Raw genomic sequence first — 24,721 nt, 5'->3', positions numbered from 1 at the left:
CTGTTCGATCCAGTCGAATGAAATGTCCGATATTTACCGATGGATCGAATAGGTTTTCAAGTGCATCGTTTGCGCATGGAAAATTCACCTAACAAACCAGCAATCCTTGGAATTCGCGTACTTCTGCCCGGCGTGCTCCTGTCCGGCTTCGTGTCGAGCCTTGCGGTGCTCGCCGAACGGCTGGAAATACGGCTTGCCGGCGGGGCGTGGATCGAGGCGCTCGTGCTGGCGATCCTCCTCGGCGCCGCCTGTCGGCTGCTGCTGAGGCGGCCGGCTGTGTTCGATCCCGGCATCGCCTTCTCCGCGAAATATTTCCTCGAGATCGCGATCGTGCTTCTCGGCGCCGGCGTCAGCGCCACGGCGATCGCCGGCATGGGCTGGCCGCTGATCGGGGCGATCGCGGCGGTGGTGGGCGTGGTGCTCCTGGCAAGCTATGCCATCGGGCGCGGCCTCGGCCTCTCCCGCACCGTCGCGCTGCTGGTCGCCTGCGGCAATTCGATCTGCGGCAATTCCGCGATCGCCGCGACGGCGCCGGTCATTCGCGCCGATGCGGAGGACGTCGCCTCCTCCATCGCCTTCACCGCCGTTCTCGGCATGGTCACGGTGCTGCTGCTGCCGGTGCTGGTGCCGCTGCTCGGCCTGTCGGCGACGGGCTACGGCGTGATGGCGGGCATGACGGTCTATGCGGTGCCGCAGGTGCTGGCGGCCACCGCCCCGGTCTCCGCGCTCAGCATCCAGATCGGCACCTTCGTCAAGCTCGTGCGCGTGCTGATGCTGGGGCCGGTGATCTTCCTCCTGTCGCTTGCCGCGGGAAAGGAGAGCGGTCGTCGCCCGGCGCTGCACCGGCTGGTGCCTTGGTTCATCCTCGGCTTCCTCGCCATGCTCGCCGCGCGCAGCTTCGGGCTGATCGATGCGGGGCTTGCCGAAGGCATGGCGCGTGCCGCGACCGTGCTGACGATCCTCTCCATGGCCGCCCTCGGCCTCGGCATCGACCTCAGGCGCGTGATGCGGGCAGGCCCGCGGGTGACGGCCGCGGTCGTCCTGTCGCTCGGCGTGCTGGTCGTCGTGAGCTACGGAATGGTCGTGCTTTTGAACCTTGCGACGGCCTGAGGAAGCTCAGGCCGCGTTTTCCCGCGCGGTCACCGGCACATAGTTGAGCACCGGGCCGAGCCAGCGCTCCACCTCCGTGACGGCCATGCCCTTGCGGCGGGCATAGTCCTCCACCTGGTCCCGCTCCACCTTGGCGACGCCGAAATAGTAGCTTTCCGGCGAGGCGATGTAGAGGCCGGAGACGGAGGAGCCGGGCCACATCGCATAGCTTTCGGTGAGCTCGACGCCGATTTCCCTCTCGGCATCGAGCAGGCGGAAGAGCGTCGTCTTTTCCGTATGATCCGGCTGGGCGGGGTAACCCGGCGCGGGGCGGATGCCGGCATAGGGCTCGCCGATGAGATCGGTGGGCGAGAAGGTCTCCTCCGCCGCATAGCCCCAGAGCTCCTTGCGCACATATTCGTGCATGCGCTCGGCGAAGGCCTCGGCGAAGCGGTCGGCGAGCGCCTTGACGAGGATCGAGTTGTAGTCGTCGTTCGCCCGCTCGAAGCGTTCGGCAATGGCGATCTCGCCGATGCCGGCCGTCACGACGAAACCGCCGAGATAGTCGTGCTTGCCGCTGTCGACCGGCGCGACGAAATCGGAGAGCGCCACGTTCGGCCGCCCGTCGCGCTTGGAAAGCTGCTGGCGCAGCGTGAAGAAGGTGGCAAGTTCCTTGCTCCGCGTCTCGTCGGTGAAGAGGCGGATGTCGTCGCCGACGGTGCCTGCCGGCCAGAAGCCGACGACGGCCTTCGGCGTGAACCATTTTTCCGAAATGATCTTCTCCAGCATCGCCTGGGCATCGGCAAAGAGCTGGCGGGCGGCAGGGCCCTGCTTCTCGTCGTCGAGGATCTTCGGATAGACGCCCTTCAGCTCCCAGGTCTGGAAGAACGGGGTCCAGTCGATATAGCGGGCAAGCTCCGCCAGGTCCCAGTCCTGGAAGACGCGGGTGCCGAGGAAGGAGGGCGTCTTCGGCTCATAGGCGGACCAGTCCGCCCTGAAGGCGTTGTCGCGGGCCCTGGCGATCGGCAGCCGCTGCTTTTCCGCCTCGCTGCGCGCATGCGCATCGGCGACCTTGCGATATTCGGCCTCCAGCGTCTCGACATAGCCGGACTTCATCTCCGGCGACAGCAGGGAGCCGACCACCCCGACGGCGCGGCTGGCGTCGGTGACGTAGACCGCCTGGCCGCGGTCGTAGCGTGGATGGATCTTCACCGCCGTGTGCACGCGGCTCGTCGTCGCCCCGCCGATGAGGAGCGGGATGTCGAAGCCTTCTCGCTCCATCTCCGCGGCGACATGCACCATCTCGTCGAGCGAGGGGGTGATGAGGCCGGAGAGGCCGATGATGTCGACCTTCTCCGCCCTCGCCGTCTCGAGGATCTTCGTCGCCGGCACCATGACGCCGAGGTCGATGATCTCGTAATTGTTGCAGGCGAGCACGACGCCGACGATGTTCTTGCCGATATCGTGCACGTCGCCCTTGACGGTCGCCATCAGGATCTTGCCCGCGCTCTGCCGTTCGCCGCCGCCGCCGCCATTGGCGAGCTTTTCGGCCTCCATGTAGGGCAGCAGCACGGCGACGGCCTGCTTCATCACGCGGGCGGATTTGACGACCTGCGGCAGGAACATCTTTCCGGCGCCGAAAAGGTCGCCGACGACGTTCATGCCGGCCATCAGCGGGCCTTCGATGACGTGCAGCGGGCGTTCGGCGTTCTGCCGTGCCTCCTCCGTGTCGATCTCGACGAATTCGGTGATGCCGTTGACGAGGGCGTGTTCGAGGCGCTTCTCGACGGGCCAGTCGCGCCAGGCGAGGTCGCGTTCCCTGGCTTCCTTGCCGGCCGCGCCCTTGAAGCGCTCGGCGATGTCGAGCATGCGCTCGGTGGCGGTGCCGCCGGCCTTCGGCACGCGGTTCAGCACCACGTCCTCGCAGGCCTCGCGCAGCTCCGGCTCGATCGTGTCGTAGACGGCGAGCTGGCCGGCATTGACGATGCCCATGTCCATGCCCGCCTGGATGGCGTGATAGAGGAAGACGGCGTGCATCGCCTCGCGCACCGGCTCGTTGCCGCGGAAGGAGAAGGAAAGGTTGGAGACGCCGCCGGACACATGGACATGCGGAAGCGTCGCGGTGATCTCGGCCGTCGCCTCGATGAAGTCGACGCCGTAATTGTCGTGCTCCTCGATGCCCGTCGCGATGGCGAAGATGTTGGGGTCGAAGACGATGTCCTCCGGCGCAAGGCCGGCGACCTCGGTGAGCAGCCTGTAGGCCCGGGTGCAGATCTCCACCTTGCGTGCCTTCGTGTCGGCCTGGCCCTTCTCGTCGAAGGCCATGACGACGACGGCGGCGCCATAGGCGCGCACGAGTTTCGCATGGTGCAGGAAGGCCTCTTCGCCCTCCTTCAGCGAGATGGAATTGACCAGCGGCTTGCCCTGCACGCATTTCAGGCCCGCCTCGATCACCTCCCATTTCGACGAATCGATCATCACCGGAACGCGCGCGATGTCGGGCTCGGCGGCGATGAGGTTGAGATATTCCACCATCGCCCTCGTGGAATCGATCAGGCCCTCGTCCATGTTGATGTCGATGACCTGCGCGCCGTTCGCCACCTGGTCGCGGGCGACATCGAGCGCCGCGGCATAGTCGCCCGCCGTGATCAGCTTGCGGAACTTCGCCGAGCCGGTGACGTTGGTGCGCTCGCCGACATTCACGAAGGGGATGGCCTCGGTCAGCGTGAAGGGTTCGAGGCCCGAGAGGCGCATGTGGCGCGGGATGTCGGGGATTTCGCGTGGCGCGTGGCGCGCGGCGGCCGCGGCGATGGCGCGGATATGGTCCGGCGTCGAGCCGCAGCAGCCGCCGACGATGTTGACGAGGCCATCGCGCATGAAGCCCTCGATCTGCGCGGCCATTTCCTCCGGCGTCTCGTCATACTTGCCGAAGGCGTTCGGCAGGCCGGCATTGGGATAGGCGCAGACGAAGGTCTGGGCGACGGACGAGATCTCTGCGAGATGGGCGCGCATGGCATTGGCGCCGAGCGCGCAGTTGAGGCCGATGGAGAAGGGCTCGGCGTGGCGCACCGAGTTCCAGAAGGCCTCGGGCGTCTGGCCGGAGAGCGTGCGGCCGGAAAGGTCGGTGATCGTGCCCGAGATCATGACGGGCAGTTCGATGCCCTTTTCCTCGAAGACCGCGCGGGTGGCGAAGATCGCCGCCTTGGCGTTCAGCGTGTCGAAGATCGTCTCGATGAGGATGATGTCGGTGCCGCCGTCGATGAGGCCGCGCACCTGGTCGGCATAGGCGATGCGCAGATCGTCGAAGGTGACGGCGCGGTAGCCGGGATTGTTGACGTCCGGCGAGATGGAGGCGGTACGGTTCGTCGGGCCGAGCGCGCCGGCGACGAACCGGCGGCGGCCGTCCTTCTCGGCGGCCCTGAGGCCGGCGCGGCGGGCAAGACGCGCGCCGTCGCGGTTGAGCTCGTAGACCATGTCCTCCATGCCGTAGTCGGCCTGGGCGATGGTCGTGGAGGAGAAGGTGTTGGTCTCGAGGATATCCGCGCCGGCGAGCGCATAGCGGTAGTGGATGTCCTCGATCGCCGCCGGCTGGGTCAGCGTCAGGAGATCGTTGTTGCCCTGCTGGTGGCACGCGCAGTCGCCGAAGCGGTCGCCGCGGAAATCCTCCTCCACCAGCTTGAGCGTCTGGATTTCCGTGCCCATGGCGCCGTCGAGCACGAGGATGCGCTCGCGCGCGGCGGCCTTGAGGGCGGCGAGGATCTCGCGCCCGTCGCGCGGCGGCAGTTCGGGGCCGAACAGGGTGTCCAGGTGCGATTTGGCCATGGCAAAGCCCTCCGGTGCAATAATCCTGCACCGGAGATCACATAAAGATATCTTTATGTCAATATGTCTTTATGCGACTGTGATCAGTGTACCAACCGATCCGACCCGGCCAGCGAGGCGAAAAGCGCCTTCAGGCGGGCGATATCCGGATCGACCTTTTCGTAGCGCGAAAGTTTCTGCACCTCCTTCAGCGCCTCGACGGCAAGGTCGGCACCGCGCGGCTGCCAGAGCAGCCAGGAGATGAAGATGGATTCCGGCTTTCCGGTGCCGGCAGGACCGTCATTGGTGATGGCAAGCATTTTCTTCCCCAATCGGAAAATTGGGGGATGACCGGACGCACGCTGCTGGAACGTCGCCGCGAGGCGACAAGCAAGCGCACCACTGGGACACCCCGCCCATGGACGTTACGACTGTCAGGGCAGGTCTCCTGGCTTGCGGGTCATCGCGTCTGTCTCGCCTTCCCGGTGACATCCACCAGTGGCCTGGGAGCGACAGCAGCTCGCCGTTCACAGTTGCGGGGGCAGCGCCGGTCTTGGCGCTCCTTTCGGAGCATCGCACCGGCTTCCCTCTTAGCCTCCGAGCCCAATCGACTCGGAAGACCCTGACGCCGGCAGACTGGCTTGGGCGGAGCGGCAAGTCAATGGCGGGATCGCTCATGCACAGGCCGGCACGGGCGCCCGGAACTTTTGTCGCCCTCGCGCATTTGGCATCAGCCCGTCCTATGCGCCCCTTCGCCCGATACGCGGAGCGCGCGATTCACCAAAACCGCAGATGAGGGTCAATGCTGCGCCATCCGGTCCTGTTGACATGTTGCAAGTCTCTGTCCTTACGGCTAAAAAATGCCGTTTTCATGCACCACGCGGCCAGGATGCCAACCAGCGTGTCGCTTGAGCCATGTCCACCCCAGCCGCGCCGTCCGGGCGCCGTTTGGTCCCATGGCTGATCGCGGCACCGAGATGAAGCCTGCCCGCAAAAAACCGTTCGGCACAAAGGCCGTTGCCGGATGGTTCAACATGGCCGGATCCAGAATCAGAAACATGCCCCTTCACAATACGCCGCAAGCCTCCTCGCGCGACGCTGACGCCAAGCAGATCGACTATAACGATTCGATCCGCGCCACCTATCTGACGCTGGAGGAGCTGGCCGATTGCGGCGAGGCCCTGGCGCGCGACAAGAGCGCGCCGCTGCCCGGTTTCCAGCCCTTCGAATTCCGCGCCCGGCACAAGGAAAACGAGAAGGAAATCTTCCGCGTCTATCGTGCCACGGCCAAGGATGTCGAGGCGGGTGCCCAGATCACCCCGGCGGCCGAATGGCTGCTCGACAACTACTATGTCGTCGAAGAGGCGATCCAGGAGGTTCGCCGCGACTTCCCGCGCCGCTTCTATCGCCAGCTTCCGACCATCGAGGTCGAAGGGCAGGTGATGCCGCGCACGCTGGCGCTCGCCTGGCTCTATGTCGCGCATACCCATAGCGGCGTCTCGCATGAGGGCCTCACCGCCTTCGTGCAGGGCTTCCAGAAGATCGACGCGCTGAAGATCGGCGAACTCTGGGCGCTGCCCTCCTTCATCCGCTTCGTGCTGCTGGAGAACCTGCGCCGCATTTCCAGCCGCGTCGAGCGCTCGCGCAAGATGCGCTTCAAGGCCAATGAGGTGGCCGACGAGCTGATCCGCCTCAACGATCCGGAAAAGTCCATCGCGCATCTCCAGACGCTGGAAAGCTTCATCGAGGACAACACCTTCGTCATCCAGCTGCTCTATCGCCTGCGTGACGGCCTGCAGGCCTCCGGCGCGGTGATCCAGTGGCTGGAGCGCAAGATCGAGAGCCGCGGCAGCGACCTCGAGGAGCTGATCGTCGCGGAGAACAACAGGCTTTCCTCCGGCAATGTCACGATGAGTTCGCTCATCAAGAGCCTTCGCGCGGTGGACGACACGGAATGGCCTGTCTGGTTCGAGAGCGTCAGCCGCCTCGACGAGGCACTGCGCCAGGGCTCCGACTACAGCGACCTCGATTTCGGCTCGCGCAACAAGTACCGCAACACGATCGAGCGTTTCGCCCGCCGCTCCGGCAAGTCCGAGCTGGAGGTGACCGAGACGGCGCTGGCGATGACGGCGGAAGACGCCGCGGCGCATGTCGAGGATCTCGACTACGAGGCCAATGTCGCCGCTTTCCTCGTCGGCAAGAAGCGCAAGCTGCTGGAAAAGCGCATCGGCTACCGGCCGTCGATCGTCCAGCGCATCGTGCGCTTCGGCCGCAAGCTCGACTGGTTCGCCATTGCCGGCCCCAACATCGTCCTGACGCTGCTGGCGATGATCGCGGTCTATTATTTCCTCGATCAGCTCGATATCCCGGACGGCGCCTGGCTGATCATGCTGGTGCTCTTCGCGCTGCCGGCCTCCGAGGGCGCGACGGGCCTCTTCAACACGCTCGTCACCTTCTTCGTCACGCCGTCCCGCCTTGTCGGCTACGAGTTCAAGGACGGCATTCCCGAGGATGCGCGCACGCTCGTCGTCGTGCCGTGTCTGATCTCCAAGCGCGACCATGTCGACGAGCTGGTCCGCAACCTCGAAGTCCACTACCTCGCCAATCCGCGCGGCGAGATCTATTTCGCCCTTCTCAGCGACTGGGCGGACAGCCAGGCGGAGGAATCCCCCGCCGACCTCGACGTGCTCGACTACGCCAAGCGCGAGATCGCGACGCTTTCGGCGCGTTATGCCTATGACGGCCGCACGCGCTTCTACTTCCTGCACCGCCGCCGCCTCTACAATCCGTCCGAAGGCTGCTGGATGGGCTGGGAGCGCAAGCGCGGCAAGCTGCACGAGCTGAACCTCCTCTTGCGCGGCGACGGCGACACGACCTTCCTGCCGGGCGCGAACATCGTGCCGGCGGACGTGAAATACGTCATGACGCTCGATTCCGACACGCGCCTGATGCGCGATGCGGTGACGAAGCTCGTCGGCAAGCTGCACCACCCGATCAACCGCCCGGTCATCGATGCGGAAAAGGGTGAGGTCACCGCCGGCTACAGCATCCTGCAGCCGCGCGTCACGCCGTCGCTGACGACGGGCAAGGAAGCCTCGACCTTCCAGCGAATCTTCTCCGCCGACCGCGGCATCGACCCCTATGTCTTCACCGTGTCCGACGTCTACCAGGATTTCGTCGGGGAAGGCACGTTCACCGGCAAGGGCCTCTACCATGTCGATGCCTTCGAGACGGCGGTGAAGGGCCGGATCGAGGAGAATTCCGTCCTCAGCCACGACCTGCTCGAAGGCTCGCTCGCCCATTGCGCGCTGGTGACGGATGTCGAGCTCGTCGAGGACTTCCCGACCCGCTACGGCACCGAGACCTCGCGGCAGCATCGCTGGGCGCGCGGCGACTGGCAGCTGCTGCCCTACATCTTCGGCCCGTCGAGCGGCATTTCCATGCTCGGCCGCTGGAAGATGTACGACAACCTGCGCCGCAGCCTCATCCCGATCGGCTGGCTCGTCGCCTCGGTCATGGGCTGGTACTACATGGAGCCGCGCCAGGCGCTGATCTGGCAGCTCGTGCTGATCTTCCTGCTCTTCGTCGCCCCGACGCTCTCGCTGATTTCCGGCGTCATGCCGCGCCGCAACGATATCGTCGCCCGGGCCCATGTGCATCGCGTGATCTCCGATATCCGTGCGGCGAACGCGCAGGTGGCGCTGCGCATCGCCTTCATCGCCCATTCGGCCGCGCTGATGGCCGACGCCATCGTGCGTTCGCTCTACCGCACCCTCGTCAGCCGCAAGCTGATGCTGGAATGGCGCACGGCCGCGCAGGCCGACAGCGCGGCGCGCGGCGGCATCCTCGCCCACTACAAGTCGATGTGGCAGGCCCCGGCGCTCGCGGCCTTGTCCGTGGCGCTCGCCATGGTTTCCGACACCGGCCTTCCCTTCATCGGCATTCCCTTCGCGCTCGTCTGGGCGCTCTCGCCGATGATCGCCTGGTATGTCAGCCAGACGGCCGAGACCGAGGACCAGCTCGTCGTCTCCGACTACGTCGCCAACGAGCTGCGCAAGATCGCGCGGCGCACCTGGCGCTACTTCGAGGAGTTCGTCACCGCCGAGCAGCACTACCTGCCGCCGGACAATTTCCAGGAAACGCCGCAGCCGGTGCTCGCCGAGCGCACCTCGCCGACCAATATCGGCGTCTACCTGCTCTCGGTCATCTCCGCCCGCGATTTCGGCTGGATCAGCTTCGAGGAGACGGTGCGCCGCCTCGAACAGACGATCGCCACCATCGACGGCATGCCGAAATATCGCGGCCATCTCTACAACTGGTATCGCACCAACACGCTGGAAACGCTGGGGCCGCGCTATGTCTCGGCGGTCGACAGCGGCAACCTCGCCGGCCACCTCATCGCCGTCTCCTCGATGTGCCGCGAATGGGCCGAAGCCCCCTCGGCGCATCTCCAGGGCAGCCTCGACGGCATCGGTGACGTCGCCTCGATCCTCTCCGAAACGCTGAAGGACCTGCCGGACGACCGGAAGACCGTGCGCCCGCTGCGCCGCCTCATCGAGGAGCGCATCGTCGGCTTCCACAATGCGCTCGCCGCCGTCAAGCGCGAGCACGAATTCGCCTCCATCCGCGTCATCAACCTCTCGGTGCTGGCGCGTGACGTCAACAAGCTGATCGTCAATCTCGACCACGAGATCAAGTCCGCCGAGAGCGGCGAGCTCGCCCGGTGGGCCGGCGCGCTGGTCTCCACCTGCGAAGCGCATATCGCCGACAGCGTCTTCGACCTCGGCAGCATCGAGGGCCTGCGCGAGCGCCTCGTCGTGCTGCGCGACCGCGCGCGCGACATTGCCTTCTCGATGGATTTCGGCTTCCTCTTCCGCCCGGAACGCCGGCTGCTGTCGATCGGCTACCGCGTCGAGACCAACGAGCTCGACGAGGCCTGCTACGACCTGCTCGCCTCCGAGGCGCGCCTCACCAGCCTCTTCGCCATCGCCAAGGGCGACCTTCCGACCGAGCACTGGTACAAGCTCGGCCGTCCGGTCGTGCCGGTCGGCTCGCGCGGCGCGCTGGTCTCCTGGTCCGGCTCGATGTTCGAATATCTGATGCCGCCGCTCGTCATGCAGGAGCGCCAGGGCGGCATCCTGAACCAGACCAACAACCTCGTCGTCGTCGAGCAGATGAACCATGGCCGCCGTCTCGGCACCCCCTGGGGCATCTCCGAAGCGGCCTTCAACGCCCGCGACCACGAGCTGACCTACCAGTACACCAATTTCGGCGTGCCGACGCTCGGCCTGAAACGCGGCCTCGGCCAGAATGCCGTCATCGCGCCCTATGCCTCGCTTCTGGCGACGCAATATGCGCCCAAGGCGGCGCTGGAAAACCTCGAGCGCCTCAGGAAGCTCGGCGCGCTCGGCGTCTACGGCTTCCACGATGCCGTCGATTTTACCCCGACCCGCGTGCCGGAGGGCAAGACCTGCGCCGTCGTGCGCAACTACATGGCGCACCATCACGGCATGTCGATCGCCGCCGTCGCCAATGTCGTTTTCAACGGCGCGCTGCGCGAGCGCTTCCACGCGGACCCCGTCATCGAGGCGGCCGAACTCCTGCTGCAGGAAAAGGCGCCGCGCGACATTCCGGTCATCAACGCCAAGCGCGAGCCGGAGACCGTCGGCAGCACGCAGGCCGACCTGCTGCGCCCGGAAATCCGCATCATCAAGGAGCCCTTCAGCAAGGAGCGCGAGACCGTCTTCCTGTCGAACGGCCACTATGCGGTGATGCTGACGGCGACCGGTGCCGGCTATTCGCGCTGGAACGGCCAGTCCGTCACCCGCTGGAAGCCCGACCCGACCGAGGATCGCTGGGGTTCCTTCCTCTTCTTGCGCGACACCGCGACGGGCGAGTGGTGGTCCGCCACCGCCGAGCCGAAACGAGCCGAGGGCGAGGTGACGAAGACCCAGTTCGGCGACGACAAGGCGGAGTTCATCAAGACCGTCGGCACGCTGACGAGCGAGGTCGAGTGCATCGTCGCCACCGAGCATGATGCCGAAGGCCGCCGCCTGACGCTGCTCAACACCGGGCCGGAGGATCGTTTCATCGAGGTGACCTCCTATATGGAGCCTGTCATCTCGACCGACGATGCCGACAACGCCCATCCGCTGTTCTCGAAGATGTTCATCAAGACGGAGATCGGCAAGCGCGGCGACGTCATCCGCGCCGAGCGCCAGAAGCGCAATCCGAACGAACCGGACATGTCCATCGCCCACCTCATCGTGGATAATGCCGGCCCCTCGCGCCGCACCGAGATCGAGACCGACCGCCGCCGCTTCATCGGCCGCGGCCGTTCGCTGGCGACCGCCGCCGCCTTCGATCCGGGCGCGCAGCTTTCCGGCACGGACGGCTTCACGCTCGATCCGGTCATGGCATTGCGCCGCGTCGTGCGCGTGCCGGCGGGCAAGAAGGTCAAGGTCATCTTCTGGACCATCGCCGCTCCGAGCCGTGCGGAGGTGGATGCGGCGATCGACCGCTACCGCCATCCGGACAGCTTCAACCACGAGATGATCCATGCCTGGACGCGCTCGCAGGTGCATATGCGCCATGTCGGCGTCACCTCGCAGGAGGCGGCGAGCTTCCAGATGCTCGGCCGCTACCTCACCTATCCGGACATGCACCTCAGAGCGGATACCGGCACGATCGTGAACGGCCTCACCGCCCAGTCGGCGCTCTGGCCGCTGGCGATCTCGGGCGATTTCCCGATCTTCGTGCTGCGCATCAATGACGAGATCGACGTGGAGGTCGCCCGCGAGGCGCTGCGCGCACAGGATTACCTGCGCCACCGCGGCGTCATCGCCGATCTCGTCATCCTCAACGAGCGCGCCGCCTCCTACGCGCAGGACATGCAGCACACGCTCGACCATATGTGCGAGAACCTGCGCATCCGCAGCCAGTCCGACGGCGCGCGCCAGCATGTCTTCACGGTGCGCCGCGACCTGATGGACGTCACCACCTGGCAGGCGCTGCTGGCGACGGCCCGCGCGGTCTTCCACGCCCGCAACGGCACGCTCTCCGACCAGATCGCCCGCACGGTCTCCCTCTTCGCGACGCCCCGCGGCGAGGAGGAGGCGAAGGCCGAGACGACGCCGGCACCCGTGCCGAAACTGCCGGCGTCCGCCGGCGAGCCGGTGGAGATCGACGGCAAGGGCCTCAGCTTCTGGAACGGTTTCGGCGGTTTCAACGAGGAGCGTCGGGAATATGCCGTGCGGCTTCGCGGCGGCGAGGCGACGCCTCAGCCGTGGATCAACGTCATCGCCAACCCGCATTTCGGCTTCCACGTCTCGGCGGAAGGCGCAAGCTATACCTGGAGCCGCAATTCGCGCGACTTCCAGCTCACCCACTGGACCAACGATCCCGTCGTCAACCGTCCGGGCGAAGCCTTCTATGTCAGGGACAAGGAGCGCGGCACGGTCATGGCGCCCTTCGCCGCCCTGTCGCGGAAGAATTCGGTCCGGTTCGAGACGTGGCACGGCCTCGGCTATTCCGCCTTCCGCAGCTGGGAGGACGGTATCGAGCTCGACCTCGTGCAGACGGTCGATCCCGAGGATCCGGTCAAATATTCCCGCCTCGTCCTCAAGAATACCGGCGAGACGGAACGCAGCCTGACGGTCTACGGCTATGTCGAATGGGTGCTGGGCAACAACCCGGCGAAAACCGCGCCTTTCGTCTTGACCAGCCATGACGAGGAGAGCGGTGCGCTCTTTGCGACTAATCCCTACAGCTTCGATTTTTCCGGCCGGACCAGCTTCTTCGCCGTCGATGCGCCGGTGGCGGGCTTTACCGCCAGGCGCCGCGAATTTATCGGCCGCGGCGGCGATATCGTGCTGCCGGGTGCCGTCGCCACGGGGCAGGCGCTGTCCGGCTCCGCCGAAGGCATCGGCGATCCCTGCGCGGCGCTGGCCGTCGATATCGTCCTGAAGCCGGGCGAGAAGCGCGAACTTCTCTTCGTGCTCGGCGATACCGCCGATGCGGAAAGTGCCCGGGCGCTCGCGGAAAAAAGCCGCGAGGCCGATTTCGACGATGTCATGGCCGCCGTCCGCGCCTATTGGAGCGATTTCACCGGCACGCTGCAGGTGAAGACGCCGGATGCGGCGCTGGACCGGATGGTCAATGACTGGCTGCCCTATCAGGCGCTCGGCTGCCGCATCCAGGCCCGCTCGGCCTTCTACCAGGCAAGCGGCGCCTACGGTTTCCGTGACCAGCTGCAGGACACATTGGCCTTCGTCCTGCACCGGCCGGACCTTGCCCGCCGCCAGATCCTCAATGCGGCCGCGCGCCAGTTCGTCGAGGGCGACGTGCAGCACTGGTGGCTGCCCGACAGCGGCGCGGGCGTGCGCACCATGATCTCCGACGACGTGGTGTGGCTCGCCCATGCGGTGGAATATTACTGCCGCACCACCGGCGACCGGGCGATCCTCGACGAGACGCTGGCCTTCATCGAGGGCGCGCCGCTTGCCGAGGGCCAGCACGACGCCTTCTACACGCCGGAGCGCTCGGCGGAAGAAGCGCCGCTCTACGAGCATTGCGCCCGCGCGCTCGACCTTGCGCTCCGCCGCACCGGGGAGAACGGCCTGCCGCTCATTCTCGGCGGCGACTGGAACGACGGCATGAACCGCGTCGGCGAGGCGGGCAGGGGCACCAGCGTCTGGCTCGGCTGGTTCCTGGCCGGCACGCTCGGCGGCTTCATCTCCGTCGCCCGCGAGCGCGGCGATCACCAGCGCGCGGACCGGTGGCAGGAACATCTCGGCCGCCTCAAGGTGGTGCTGGAAACGACGGGCTGGGACGGCGCCTATTACCGCCGGGGCTATTTCGACGACGGCACGCCGCTCGGTTCGGCCGAGAATGCCGAATGCCGGATCGATTCGATCGCGCAGAGCTGGAGCGTCTTGTCCGGTGTCGGCGATCCGGCGCGCTCGCGGCAGGCGATGGACGCGGTCATGGCCGAGCTGGTCAACCGGGAGAACGGCGTCATCCGCCTGTTCACCCCGCCCTTCGTCGAGACGCCGCAGGATCCGGGCTATATCAAGGCCTATCCGCCGGGCGTGCGGGAGAATGGCGGCCAGTACACCCATGCCTCGACCTGGGTCGTGCTGGCGCTTGCCCGCCTCGGCCGGGCGGAGGACGCCTGGACCTGCTTCAACATCCTCAACCCCGTCAACCACGCGCTGACGCCGGAAGCCGCCGAGCTTTACCGCGTCGAACCCTATGTCGTCGCCGCCGATGTCTATGGCGAGGGCGAGCGCACGGGGCGCGGCGGCTGGACCTGGTATACGGGTTCGGCGGGTTGGCTCTACCGCGCGGCGGTGGAGGGCATCCTGGGCATCCGCAAGGAAGGGGATCGCCTCTTCGTCAATCCGGTGCTGCCGGCGGCGTGGGACGGTTACGAGGCGACGCTCGACCTTGAGGGCAGGAAACTGTCGATCCGCGTCGAGCGCGCCGGCGACGGGGGATGGCAGGCAAGTGTGAACGGCTCTGTCATCAAATCTTCAAACGAGGGCTATTTGCTCTGATCCACGCCAAGTGGATCAGAGCACCATGACAGACAGACATGGACCGACGGGCGTCGTGCCGCGGCAACGCGACACGCGCCTCGACGTCTTCCGGGCGCTTGCCCTCCTGACGATCTTCGTCAACCACGTTCCGGGCCAGTATCTGGAGCACCTGACGCACAAGAATTTCGGCTTCTCCGATTCGGCGGAGGCCTTCGTGCTGATCTCGGGCATGTCGGTCGGCCTCGCCTACGGCGCGCGCTTCGCCATCGGCGAGCGTCTGGCGGTGACGCTGCGTATCCTGCGCCGGGCGCTGACGCTCTATGTCGCCCATATCATGACGAGCGTCATCACCTTCGCCATCTTCGCCGGTGGGGCGCTGTGGTTCGGCCGGCCGGACCTGTTGTCGGAAATCAACCTGCGTGCCGTCGTCGACCGCACGGAACAGGGCGTCGTCAGCATGGTGCTGCTCGGCCACCAGTTCGGCTACAACAACATCCTGTCCATGTATGCCGTGGTGCTCCTGATGCTGCCGGGCTTCCTCTGGCTCTACCAGCGCAGCGCCGTGCTGTTGCTCGCCGTTTCCGGTACGCTCTGGCTCTGTGCCGGCCTCTGGCGGATCGCGCCGTCGAATTTCCTCGATGACGGCTACTGGTTCCTCAATCCGCTCTCCTGGCAGTTCCTCTTCGTCATCGGCATGGTCGGCGTGCTGCGTGCCAGGAGGAAGGGGATTCCCCGTCATCCGATCCTGATGGTGCTATCGGCTGCCTACCTCGCCGTCTCGCTGGCCTGGGTCGTGTTCTCCTGGTGGAACATCGACCTCTCCTACGGCCTGCCGGCGGTGCTGACCGGCTTCGACAAGACGTTCCTCTCGACGACCCGTCTTCTCCATGTGCTGGCAGGGGCCTATCTGTTGGCGACGATCCCGGTTCTCTCCAGCTGGGCCGCCCTGCCGCTCTCCCATCCGCTGGTCGCGATCGGGCGGCATTCGCTGGCCGTCTTCATCTTCGGCACGATCCTCGCCATGGCGGGGCAGGTGATGATGTTCGTGACGGGCAAGAACCCGGTCCTCGGCACGCTCTATGCGCTTCTCGGCATCACGCTGCACGTCGCCTATGCGCGTTACCTCGACTGGCAGGCCGCCGTGATCGCCCAGAACGCAAAACGGCAGGGCCTTCAGGCCCTGCCGGTCAAAAGCGATACGCCGAAGCAGTGACGACGGTGCTCAGGCGGCGGTGTGGCTCTTGCGCACGTCGTCGTCGGTCAGGATGCCGCTGGCGCGCAGCAGGGCGGCGAAGCGGCCGTTGCTCTGGCTGAGATCGTTGAACGTGCCCATTTCGGCGATCCTGCCGTGATCCATGAAGACGACGAGGTCGGCCTCGCGGACCGTCGAGAGGCGGTGTGCGATGATGAAGGTCGTGCGGTTGCGGCGCAGCTGGTCGATCGCCGCCTTCACGCGTGCCTCCGTCTCCACGTCGAGCGCGCTGGTCGCCTCGTCGAGCACGAGGATTGGCGCGTTCTTCAGGATCGCGCGGGCAATCGCGATGCGCTGGCGCTCGCCGCCCGACAGGCGGTTGCCGCGCTCGCCGACATGGGTCTCGTAGCCGCCCTGGCGCGAGGCGATGAAGTCGCCCGCCGCGGCCGCCTCGGCCGCCGCCTCGATTTCCGCCTGCGTCGCGCCTTCGCGGCCAAGGCGGATATTGTCGGAGATCGAGCGGTTGAGCAGGCCCGCATCCTGGAAGACGGTGGCGATCGAGCGGCGCAGCGACTTGCGCGTCACCGTGGAGATGTCGACGCCGTCGATGAGGATCTGGCCCGACTTCGGCTCGTAGACGCGCTGCAGCAGGTTGACGAGCGTCGTCTTGCCGGCGCCCGTCGGGCCGACGATGGCAACGGTCTGGCCGGCCTCCACCGTGAAGGAGACGTCGCTGACGCCCTGGGTGGCATTGGCGAAGTCGAAGCTGACATTGCGGTATTCGACCTTGCCCTTGACCTCGCCGAGATCACCGGCGCCGGTCGGCTCCTCGCGGTCCTTGACGGCGTCTTCCAGCGTGAAGAAGTCCTCCAGCTTGGCGCGGGCCTCGAAGATCTGCGTGGCGAAGGCCTTCATCTGGTCGAGGCGCCCGATGAGGAGGCCGGCGAAGCCGATGAAGGCGATGACGTCGCCCACCTTGATCTCGCCCCGCTGCACCAGCACCGTGCCGATGACGAGGATGGTCATCATCGAGATCGTCGAGGCGATGCGGTTCAGCGCGCTCGCCAATGCCCACCAGTCGAGCACCGGATACTGTGCATTGATCAGCCGCTCGGCAAAGCGTTTCAGCTCCCGCGTTTCGGCTTCGATGCGGTTGTAGCTGTGCACGACCGAGACGTTGCTGATCGAGTCCGACACATGGGAGAAGACGGTGTGGTAGTGGTTTTCGACAGAGGCCTGGCCTTCGCGCGTGCGGTTCATCACCACCTTGCCGATGATGACATAGGCGACGCCGAGCACCACCAGCACCAGCGAAAGGCGATAGTCCATCGCAAACGCGGTGGGGATGAGCAGGACGAGCGCGACGGCGGTGGCAAGGTGCGTGCGCATGAATTCGAGCCACAGGCCGAACAGCGTCTCGCAGGCACGCAGCAGCGTGTGCAGCGCATTGGAGGTGCCGCGCTGGCTATGCCAGGCGAGCGGCATGGAGATGATGCGGCCGAAGGCTTCCGTCAGCAGGCTCGCCCGCCGGCCATGTGCCAGCCGGTCGGCCTCGCGCGCGACCAGAACGAAGGCGATCGTGTTGAACAGGCCGAAGCCCGCCCACAGGAGCAGCATGGGCGTCACGTCGCCCTTGGTGGAAATGGCATCGATGATGCGGCCGAACAGAACCGGCTCGGCAATGGTGATCACCGCGAGCACGATGTTGGCGACGACCACCGAGCCGACACGGAGCTTGTAGACCCCAAGATAGCTGAGGGCTCTTGCATAAACCTGAAACAAAGACACGAATGCGGGCCTTTCCGGCGATACCTGTTGTGCGGTGCAGCGTTGGCACCCTTTGTCCCTTGGCTCAGCGTATTAATCAGCGGAAGGGGCAAAAGTTCTTCGTGGTCAAGCAAATTTCATGACTCGACTGAAATCTTGCGTGATTATGCGATTTCATGCCCTCGATGCATGCAAAGCGATTGATTTTCGCGCCGCCTTCCTGCCATCTGTCAGACGGGGAAAATGAATGGGGCGCTTGGGCCGATTGCGGCCGGGTTCAGCTTTATCAGTTGGTTAACAAAGCTATTCAAGCGCGGGGCACATGAAGATCAACTTGCTGGTGCAGTTTCTTGCACTGATCGACGAGTTGCGCGGCCGGGAGGAAACCACGGCCGAGTTCGAGCGTCTCATCAAGTTGTACGGGTTCGACTACTACGGCCTTCTCCAGGCGCCGAGGCCGGTCGAGAGCCCGCCGAGCCTGCTGCTCGCGGGGCGTTGGCCCAAGGGCTGGCCGGAAACCTATCTGCGCAAGCGCTACATGCAGGTCGATCCGACGATGCGTTATCTCGGCCATGCGCAGGCGGGTTTCCGCTGGCGCGACACGCTCGGCGCCTTCCGTCTCAGTCCCCATCGCAAACGCATGGAGCGCATGATGGTGGACGCCCGCCAGAACGGGCTGGAGGACGGCTATGTCTTTCCCGTCCACGGCCGGCGGGGGCTTCTCGGCAGCCTCAGCCTCGGCGGCAAGCCGATCGACCTGGAAAGCGTGGAGATCGGGCTGTTCGACAGCATTGCGCGGCGGCTCTACTGGAAGCTCATCCATGCCGCCGATCCGGAGGCCGCCGCCCGCCTTTCCGCCGTGGTGGACGTGGAGCTGACGCGCCGCGAAATGGAGGCGCTCAGCCTCCTGGCCGAAGGCATGACCTCCCACGATATCGGCCGGGTGCTCGGCATTTCCAGCCATACGGTGGACTGGTACATGAACGGGATCCAGGAGAAGCTGGGCGCGCGCAACCGCCACCATGCCATCGCCCTCGCCTTCCGGCTGGGGCTCGTTTCCTGAGGCGCCGCGGCCCACCGCGCTTTGCGAAAACGTTTCATCCGTCCGGTTTTGCGCAATTCCGTTGCGCTGTGCCCCGGCGTGCCTTTGCGGAACATGCTCTCCACGCCGCAAATCTTTCGCCGGATGGCGACTCCAAAATTGAACTTTGAAAATTACCCGCTAATAATCCTCTTCGCGGGTGCAGCATTTCCCGCTTCCAAGTCATTGAGGAGTCCGACTTGCCCATTTCCAAGATCCTTGTCGCCAACCGTTCAGAAATCGCCATCCGCGTGTTCCGCGCGGCCAATGAACTGGGGCTCAAAACGGTCGCGATATGGGCGGAAGAGGACAAGCTGGCGCTGCACCGCTTCAAGGCGGACGAGAGCTACCAGATCGGCCGAGGCCCGCATCTGACGCGCGATCTCGGCCCCATCGAGAGCTATCTTTCCATCGACGAGGTGATCCGCGTCGCCAGGCTTTCGGGCGCCGATGCCATCCATCCCGGCTACGGCCTCCTGTCCGAAAGCCCGGAATTCGTCGATGCCTGCGATGCCGCCGGCATCACCTTCATCGGCCCGCGGCCGGATACGATGCGCCAGCTCGGCAACAAGGTCGCCGCCCGCAATCTTGCCATTTCCGTCGGCGTGCCGGTCGTGCCGGCCACCGATCCGCTGCCCGACGACGAGAAGGAAATCCATCGCCTTGCCGCCGAGATCGGCTATCCCGTCATGCTGAAGGCTTCCTGGGGCGGCGGCGGGCGCGGCATGCGCGCCATCCGCGATGCGAAGGACCTGATCCGCGAGGTGACGGAAGCCAAGCGCGAGGCCAAGGCCGCCTTCGGCAAGGACGAGGTCTATCTCGAAAAGCTCGTCGAGCGCGCCCGCCACGTCGAGAGCCAGATCCTCGGCGACACGCATGGCAATGTCGTGCATCTCTTCGAGCGCGACTGCTCCATCCAGCGCCGCAACCAGAAGGTCGTCGAGCGCGCGCCGGCGCCCTATCTTTCGCAGGCGCAGCGCCAGGAGCTTGCCGATTATTCGCTGAAGATCGCCCGCGCCACCAACTATGTCGGCGCCGGCACGGTCGAATACCTGATGGATGCCGATACCGGCAAATTCTACTTCATCGAGGTCAATCCGCGCATCCAGGTCGAGCATACGGTCACGGAAGTCGTCACCGGCATCGACATCGTCAAGGCTCAGATCCATATCCTCGACGGCGAGGCGATCGGCACGCCGCAATCGGGCGTGCCGAAGCAGGAGGATATCCGCCTCAACGGTCACGCCCTGCAGTGCCGCATCACCACGGAAGATCCGGAACAGAACTTCATCCCCGATTATGGCCGCATCACCGGCTACCGCTCGGCCTCGGGCTTCGGCATCCGCCTCGACGGCGGCACGGCTTATCCGGGCGCGGTCATCACCCGCTTCTACGATCCGCTGCTCGTCAAGGTCACGGCCTGGGCGCCGGGGCCGCTGGAGGCGATCACCCGCATGGACCGGGCGCTGCGCGAATTCCGCATCCGCGGCGTCGCCACCAACCTCACCTTCCTCGAGGCGATCATCGGCCACGAGAAGTTCCGCGACAACAGCTATACGACCCGCTTTATCGACACGACGCCGGAACTCTTCCAGCAGGTCAAGCGCCAGGACCGCGCGACGAAGCTGCTCACCTACCTCGCCGACGTCACCGTCAACGGTCACCCGGAGGCCAAGGGCCGTCCGAAGCCGCCGGCCGATGTCGCCAAGCCCGTCGTTCCCTTCATCGACGGGGACATTCCCGCCGGCACCAAGCAGAAGCTCGACGAACTCGGGCCGAAGAAGTTCGCCGAATGGGTGCGCGGTGAGAACCAGGTCTTCCTCACCGATACGACCATGCGCGACGGCCATCAGTCGCTGCTCGCCACCCGCATGCGCACCCACGATATCGCCCGCATCGCCGGCACCTATGCGCGGGCGCTGCCGCAGCTCTTCTCGCTGGAATGTTGGGGCGGCGCGACCTTCGACGTCTCCATGCGCTTCCTCACGGAAGATCCGTGGGACCGTCTTGCCCGCATCCGCGAGGATGCGCCGAACCTGCTGCTCCAGATGTTGCTGCGCGGCGCGAACGGCGTCGGCTACAAGAACTATCCCGACAATGTCGTGAAGTACTTCGTCCGCCAGGCGGCGAAGGGCGGCATCGACGTTTTCCGCGTCTTCGACTGCCTCAACTGGGTCGACAACATGCGCGTCTCGATGGACGCCGTCGCCGAGGAGAACAAGATCTGCGAGGCGGCGATCTGCTATACCGGCGATATCCTGAATTCGGCCCGCCCGAAATACGACCTGAAGTACTATACCGCGCTCGCCGGCGAGCTGGAAAAGGCCGGCGCGCACATGATCGCGGTCAAGGACATGGCGGGCCTTCTGAAGCCGGCGGCCGCGCGCGTGCTCTTCAAGGCCCTGCGCGAGGCGACCGACCTGCCGATCCACTTCCACACCCACGACACGTCCGGCATCGCCGCCGCGACCGTGCTCGCCGCCGTCGATGCCGGCGTCGACGTGGTGGATGCGGCGATGGACGCGCTGTCCGGCAACACGTCGCAGCCCTGCCTCGGCTCCATCGTCGAGGCGTTGAAGGGCTCGGAGCGCGATCCGGGCCTCGATCCGGAATGGATCCGCCGCATCTCCTTCTACTGGGAGGCCGTGCGCTTCCAGTATGCCGCCTTCGAAAGCGACCTCAAGGGGCCGGCCTCGGAGGTCTACCTGCATGAAATGCCGGGCGGCCAGTTCACCAATCTCAAGGAACAGGCCCGCTCGCTGGGCCTCGAGACCAAGTGGCACCGCGTCGCCCAGGCCTATGCCGACGCCAACCAGATGTTCGGCGACATCGTCAAGGTGACGCCGTCCTCCAAGGTGGTGGGCGACATGGCGCTGATGATGGTTTCGCAGGACCTTACAGTCGCCGACGTCGAGAACCCGGCCAAGGACATCGCCTTCCCGGAGTCCGTCGTCTCGATGCTGAAGGGCGATCTCGGCCAGCCTCCGGGTGGCTGGCCGGCGGGCCTGCAGAAGAAGGCGCTGAAGGGCGAGGCGGCCTATACGGCCGTGCCCGGCTCGCTGCTGCCGGCCGCCGATCTCGATGCCGAACGAAAGGCCATCGAGGACAAGCTGGAGCGCAAGGTCGACGACTTCGAGTTCGCCTCCTACCTGATGTATCCCAAGGTCTTCACCGACTATGCGCTGGCCGCCGACATGTACGGCCCGGTCAGCGTGCTGCCGACGCCGGCCTATTTCTACGGGCTTGCGCCGGGCGAGGAGCTCCAGCCGGAAATCGAGAAGGGCAAGTCGCTCGTCATCCTGCACCAGGCGAGGAGCGAGCCGGATGCGCAGGGCATGGTCAAGGTGTTCTTCGAGCTGAACGGCCAGCCGCGCCTCATCAAGGTGCCGGACCGCAACCGCGCCGCCACCTCGGCTGTCCGCCGCAAGGCCGATACCGCCAATGCCGCCCATCTCGGCGCGCCGATGCCGGGCGTCATCTCGACGGTCTCGGTCTCGGCCGGCCAGGAGGTCAAGGCCGGCGACGTGCTGCTCTCCATCGAAGCGATGAAGATGGAAACGGCGCTCCATGCCGAAAAGGACGGCACGATCTCCGAGGTCCTCGTCAAAGCGGGCGACCAGATCGACGCCAAGGACCTGCTGATCGTCTACGGTGCCTGACCTTCAAAAAAACCAGGAAAGGATGTGGGTTGGGCGCTCCATTCCGCATCCTTCCCTTGTTTTCGGATGATTTCGGACGCAAAACCGGCGCTCGCTTTTCCTGAAATCACCTTTGAGACCCTGAGGCTTCCATGAGCTTCATCATCCGCACCGCCGCCCTCGGCGACATCTCCGCCTTCACCGAAATCTACCGCGAATCCGTGCTGAACGGGGTGGCGAGCTACGAGATCGACCCGCCGTCGCTCGACGAGATGGAGGCGCGCTTCAAGGCGATCACCGGCAAGGGCTATCCCTATATCGTCGCGGTGGAGCAGACCGGCCTCATCCTCGGCTATGCCTATGCGTCGGCCTTCCGCACGCGGCCGGCCTATCGCTGGCTGGTCGAGGATTCGGTCTATCTGGCGCCGGAAGCGCGCGGCAAGGGCGTCGGCAGGGCCCTGCTGGCCGAACTCATCCGCCGCTGCACGGCGCTCGGCTTCCGGCAGATGGTGGCCGTCATCGGCGGGGCGCATCCGGCCTCCATCGCCGTGCACAGCGCGGCGGGCTTCGCGCATAGCGGCCACATGACGGCGACCGGCTTCAAGCACGGGCGCTGGCTCGATACGGTCTTCATGCAGCGCGCGCTCGGCGAGGGCGCGGAAACCGAGCCGTCCGCCACGGATTTTCCGGGAACGATGGTCTAAGGGTTCACGTCTCGACGAGACGGAGCACCTTGTCGAAGACCTTCAGCACCTGTTTCAGCTCGTGGCCGCGCTTCAGGATGGTGCCGTGCGTGTTGATCACGCTGTAGGCCCCCTGCTTGGCGGCGAGCTTCGGGTTCTTCTCGATTCGGTAGAGCGGCATTTCGCCGGAACGCTTGAAGACGGAGAACACCGCCCTGTCGCGCAGGTGGTCGATGGCGTAGTCGCGCCATTCCCCTTCGCCGACCATGCGGCCATAGACCCAGAGGATTGCGTCGAGCTCGCGTCGATGGAAGGTTACCGGCAGCGGATCCTTGCTGTTTCGGTAATCCAGCAGGTCGACCACGACGTTGGAAGCCTGCAAATCCGGCTGGTCGGTCATCGAATCTCCGCGCTTCGTCCATGACGGCTCGATGACAGTGTGCCTGAGCGGTGTCGAAATGCAAGGCGGATGGTCGGCGTGGGCGTTCTCGCAAAAATCCGTCTCGCCGCAATTCAGACAAACAGACGCCCAAATTACAGGAGAGAGTTCGCCGGTCGCAGCTCGTGCCGGCCCGCTGCCTTGTGCGGGAAGCGGCCGGTACGGGAAGCGTCTGTCGAAGTCGCCTTGTATTCCGTTGCCGGCGACTTCGTCCAGGTCCGGTCCGTCTTTCTTCGAACCCTCAAGCCCCAAGCCCCTCGAAGAAGCCGGACCGGACCTCCCCCGGAACGCTCGCGCGTCCCAGGGTGTTCGTTTTCTCCATGCTGTTTCCGCAAGGCCGCCGCAGGCGCTGCACGGGGTGCAGCTGTCCTACCGCGAGGCCTTGTGGCCCGTCAGCACCGTCGCGCCCAAGATGGCGCCGGGCGTATCGGCCGTGCGCATGCGCTGGAGCAGCACGGCGCAGCCGCCGGACTTCTTTTTCTTCTTCAGCATGTCGGCAGGCAGCACCAGGTTGGTCTCCTTGCCCTCCCACATGCCGATCGTCTCCATGTCGGTGACGGCGTGCCAATAGTTCACGGTCTTGCCGCGGTTCTCGCCCTTGTCGATGTTGATCGTACGCTCGCGCTCGAAATAGGCGATGACGATATTGGCCTTGCCTTCGCCAGGGCCGACGCGAATGCGCAATTCATCGTTCTTCACCTCGACATCGACCGGTACTTCGAGGCCCTTCCTCTCGCCGGGCATGGCGCTGATCCGCGAACGGATGCCGGCGATGTCGGCGCCGTTCAAGTGCTCGCGGCCGTTCAACACGGCCTGCGGCGTGTAGACGCCATTGCGGCCGAACATGCGGGCATAGGCATATTGCCGGTCGGTATTGTCCTTGGAAGCGAGCGTGTCGGCCCAGCCGAGATAGTTCCAGTAGTCGACGTGGTAGGAAAGCGCGACGACCTCGCCCTCGCGTGCCAGCGTCTCCAGCGCCTTGTCGGCGGGCGGACAGGACGAACAGCCCTGGCTGGTGAAAAGCTCGACCACGCCCTTGGGCCGAACGGTCTCCCCGGCATGGGCGGCGTCGATGCCGGCCCCCAGCATCAGCAGGATCGCCAGACAATGCGGTATGTGCGGTCTCGGCATGATCAATTCCAGTGGAGCGCCGGCAAATACCGGCCTTTTGAGCCCGTCATACGCGCTTGCCGCTTCAACAGGAAGTCACGATGGAGTGAGCTTCATAGCTGAGAAAAATGCTCTGGAAAATAGCAATGCCGGGGTTTGCAACCCCGGCATTGGACTGTTGATCACGTCCACCAACCTCCCCTCCGTCATGGTCGGGCTCGACCCGACCATCTACAGCCGCAGGTGCCGCATGGATCCTCGGGTCAAGCCTGAGGATGACGGCGATGGGTGGGCACTGAAACCGCTCAGGCAGCGAGGTCTCTGAGGACGGTTTGTAGGATGCCGCCGTTGTTCATGTATGTGACCTCGTCGAGGGTGTCGA

The 24,721-nt window shown here is 65.5% G+C and carries 12 protein-coding genes and 1 riboswitch; of the genes, 6 read left to right on the top strand and 6 right to left on the bottom strand.

Features of this window, described 5'->3' with window-relative positions:
• The first annotated feature begins 75 nt into the window (after positions 1-75).
• On the top strand, positions 76-1,110 hold the full coding sequence (locus tag MUU56_RS32225) for a YeiH family protein (protein ID WP_245083235.1): 1,035 nt from the start codon (positions 76-78) through the stop codon (positions 1,108-1,110).
• Between the two features lie 6 nt (positions 1,111-1,116).
• On the opposite strand, the gene metH is transcribed toward MUU56_RS32225, so the two are convergent.
• The 3 genes from metH to MUU56_RS32210 all read right to left on the bottom strand — a co-directional run bounded on the left by metH (position 1,117) and on the right by MUU56_RS32210 (position 5,950).
• A complete protein-coding gene (metH, locus tag MUU56_RS32220; RefSeq protein WP_245083231.1) occupies positions 1,117-4,911 on the bottom strand; it encodes a methionine synthase in 3,795 nt (1,264 codons plus the stop codon).
• An 83-nt stretch (positions 4,912-4,994) separates the two neighbouring features.
• Positions 4,995-5,210, bottom strand: a complete 216-nt coding sequence (locus MUU56_RS32215; RefSeq protein ID WP_245083228.1) for a hypothetical protein — start codon at positions 5,208-5,210, stop codon at positions 4,995-4,997.
• Positions 5,211-5,311: 101 nt separating this feature from the next.
• Positions 5,312-5,530, bottom strand: a riboswitch (cobalamin riboswitch).
• A 213-nt stretch (positions 5,531-5,743) separates the two neighbouring features.
• Entirely contained in the window at positions 5,744-5,950 is a 207-nt protein-coding gene (locus tag MUU56_RS32210) for a hypothetical protein (protein WP_245083225.1), read from the bottom strand.
• On the opposite strand from MUU56_RS32210, the gene MUU56_RS32205 reads away from it, so the two are divergent.
• Positions 5,949-14,447, top strand: a complete 8,499-nt coding sequence (locus MUU56_RS32205) for a glycoside hydrolase family 94 protein (RefSeq protein WP_245083223.1) — start codon at positions 5,949-5,951, stop codon at positions 14,445-14,447. The genes MUU56_RS32210 and MUU56_RS32205 overlap by 2 nt on opposite strands.
• A gap of 25 nt (positions 14,448-14,472) precedes the next feature.
• Positions 14,473-15,642, top strand: coding sequence for an OpgC family protein (locus tag MUU56_RS32200; RefSeq protein WP_245083219.1), 1,170 nt, complete (start codon positions 14,473-14,475; stop codon positions 15,640-15,642).
• A gap of 9 nt (positions 15,643-15,651) precedes the next feature.
• Here the strand turns inward: MUU56_RS32200 and MUU56_RS32195 are convergent, their stop codons facing one another.
• Positions 15,652-17,409 carry a glucan ABC transporter ATP-binding protein/ permease gene (locus MUU56_RS32195; RefSeq protein WP_245083215.1) on the bottom strand — a complete coding sequence of 586 codons (1,758 nt, stop codon included), beginning with the start codon at positions 17,407-17,409 and terminating at the stop codon, positions 15,652-15,654.
• Positions 17,410-17,710: 301 nt separating this feature from the next.
• Here MUU56_RS32195 and MUU56_RS32190 point away from each other — a divergent pair, with 301 nt between their 5' ends.
• From MUU56_RS32190 to MUU56_RS32180, 3 genes are all read left to right on the top strand, one after another.
• Positions 17,711-18,451 carry a LuxR family transcriptional regulator gene (locus MUU56_RS32190; RefSeq protein WP_245083211.1) on the top strand — a complete coding sequence of 247 codons (741 nt, stop codon included), beginning with the start codon at positions 17,711-17,713 and terminating at the stop codon, positions 18,449-18,451.
• 218 nt (positions 18,452-18,669) lie between these two features.
• Positions 18,670-22,128 (top strand): pyruvate carboxylase, encoded by a 3,459-nt coding sequence (gene pyc, locus MUU56_RS32185; RefSeq protein WP_245083208.1) that lies wholly within the window; start codon positions 18,670-18,672, stop codon positions 22,126-22,128.
• A gap of 131 nt (positions 22,129-22,259) precedes the next feature.
• Positions 22,260-22,811 (top strand): GNAT family N-acetyltransferase, encoded by a 552-nt coding sequence (locus MUU56_RS32180; protein WP_245083205.1) that lies wholly within the window; start codon positions 22,260-22,262, stop codon positions 22,809-22,811.
• A gap of 4 nt (positions 22,812-22,815) precedes the next feature.
• On the opposite strand, the gene MUU56_RS32175 is transcribed toward MUU56_RS32180, so the two are convergent.
• The gene (locus MUU56_RS32175) at positions 22,816-23,190 is read right to left on the bottom strand and encodes a DUF2794 domain-containing protein (RefSeq protein WP_245083202.1); all 375 of its coding nucleotides are present in this window, start codon (positions 23,188-23,190) and stop codon (positions 22,816-22,818) included.
• Between the two features lie 408 nt (positions 23,191-23,598).
• Complete coding sequence (locus MUU56_RS32170) at positions 23,599-24,318, bottom strand: DUF1223 domain-containing protein (protein WP_245083271.1); 720 nt, start codon at positions 24,316-24,318, stop codon at positions 23,599-23,601.
• Positions 24,319-24,721 lie beyond the last annotated feature (403 nt).

It is taken from the genome of Shinella yambaruensis, assembly GCF_022899355.1.
In the GTDB taxonomy this organism is placed as follows: domain Bacteria; phylum Pseudomonadota; class Alphaproteobacteria; order Rhizobiales; family Rhizobiaceae; genus Shinella; species Shinella yambaruensis.
Note: the sequence above shows the minus strand (reverse complement) of the source record. Positions and strands in the feature narration are given on the sequence as shown.

What these genes read in the sequence shown, in the direction of transcription:
- MUU56_RS32225 (WP_245083235.1), top strand. Translation starts at nt 76, where the DNA reads ATGGAAAATTCACCTAACAAACCAGCAATCCTTGGAATTCGCGTACTT.
- metH (WP_245083231.1), bottom strand. Translation starts at nt 4,911, where the DNA reads ATGGCCAAATCGCACCTGGACACCCTGTTCGGCCCCGAACTGCCGCCG.
- MUU56_RS32215 (WP_245083228.1), bottom strand. Translation starts at nt 5,210, where the DNA reads ATGCTTGCCATCACCAATGACGGTCCTGCCGGCACCGGAAAGCCGGAA.
- MUU56_RS32205 (WP_245083223.1), top strand. Translation starts at nt 5,949, where the DNA reads ATGCCCCTTCACAATACGCCGCAAGCCTCCTCGCGCGACGCTGACGCC.
- MUU56_RS32210 (WP_245083225.1), bottom strand. Translation starts at nt 5,950, where the DNA reads ATGTTTCTGATTCTGGATCCGGCCATGTTGAACCATCCGGCAACGGCC.
- MUU56_RS32200 (WP_245083219.1), top strand. Translation starts at nt 14,473, where the DNA reads ATGACAGACAGACATGGACCGACGGGCGTCGTGCCGCGGCAACGCGAC.
- MUU56_RS32190 (WP_245083211.1), top strand. Translation starts at nt 17,711, where the DNA reads ATGAAGATCAACTTGCTGGTGCAGTTTCTTGCACTGATCGACGAGTTG.
- MUU56_RS32180 (WP_245083205.1), top strand. Translation starts at nt 22,260, where the DNA reads ATGAGCTTCATCATCCGCACCGCCGCCCTCGGCGACATCTCCGCCTTC.
- MUU56_RS32175 (WP_245083202.1), bottom strand. Translation starts at nt 23,190, where the DNA reads ATGACCGACCAGCCGGATTTGCAGGCTTCCAACGTCGTGGTCGACCTG.
- MUU56_RS32170 (WP_245083271.1), bottom strand. Translation starts at nt 24,318, where the DNA reads ATGCTGGGGGCCGGCATCGACGCCGCCCATGCCGGGGAGACCGTTCGG.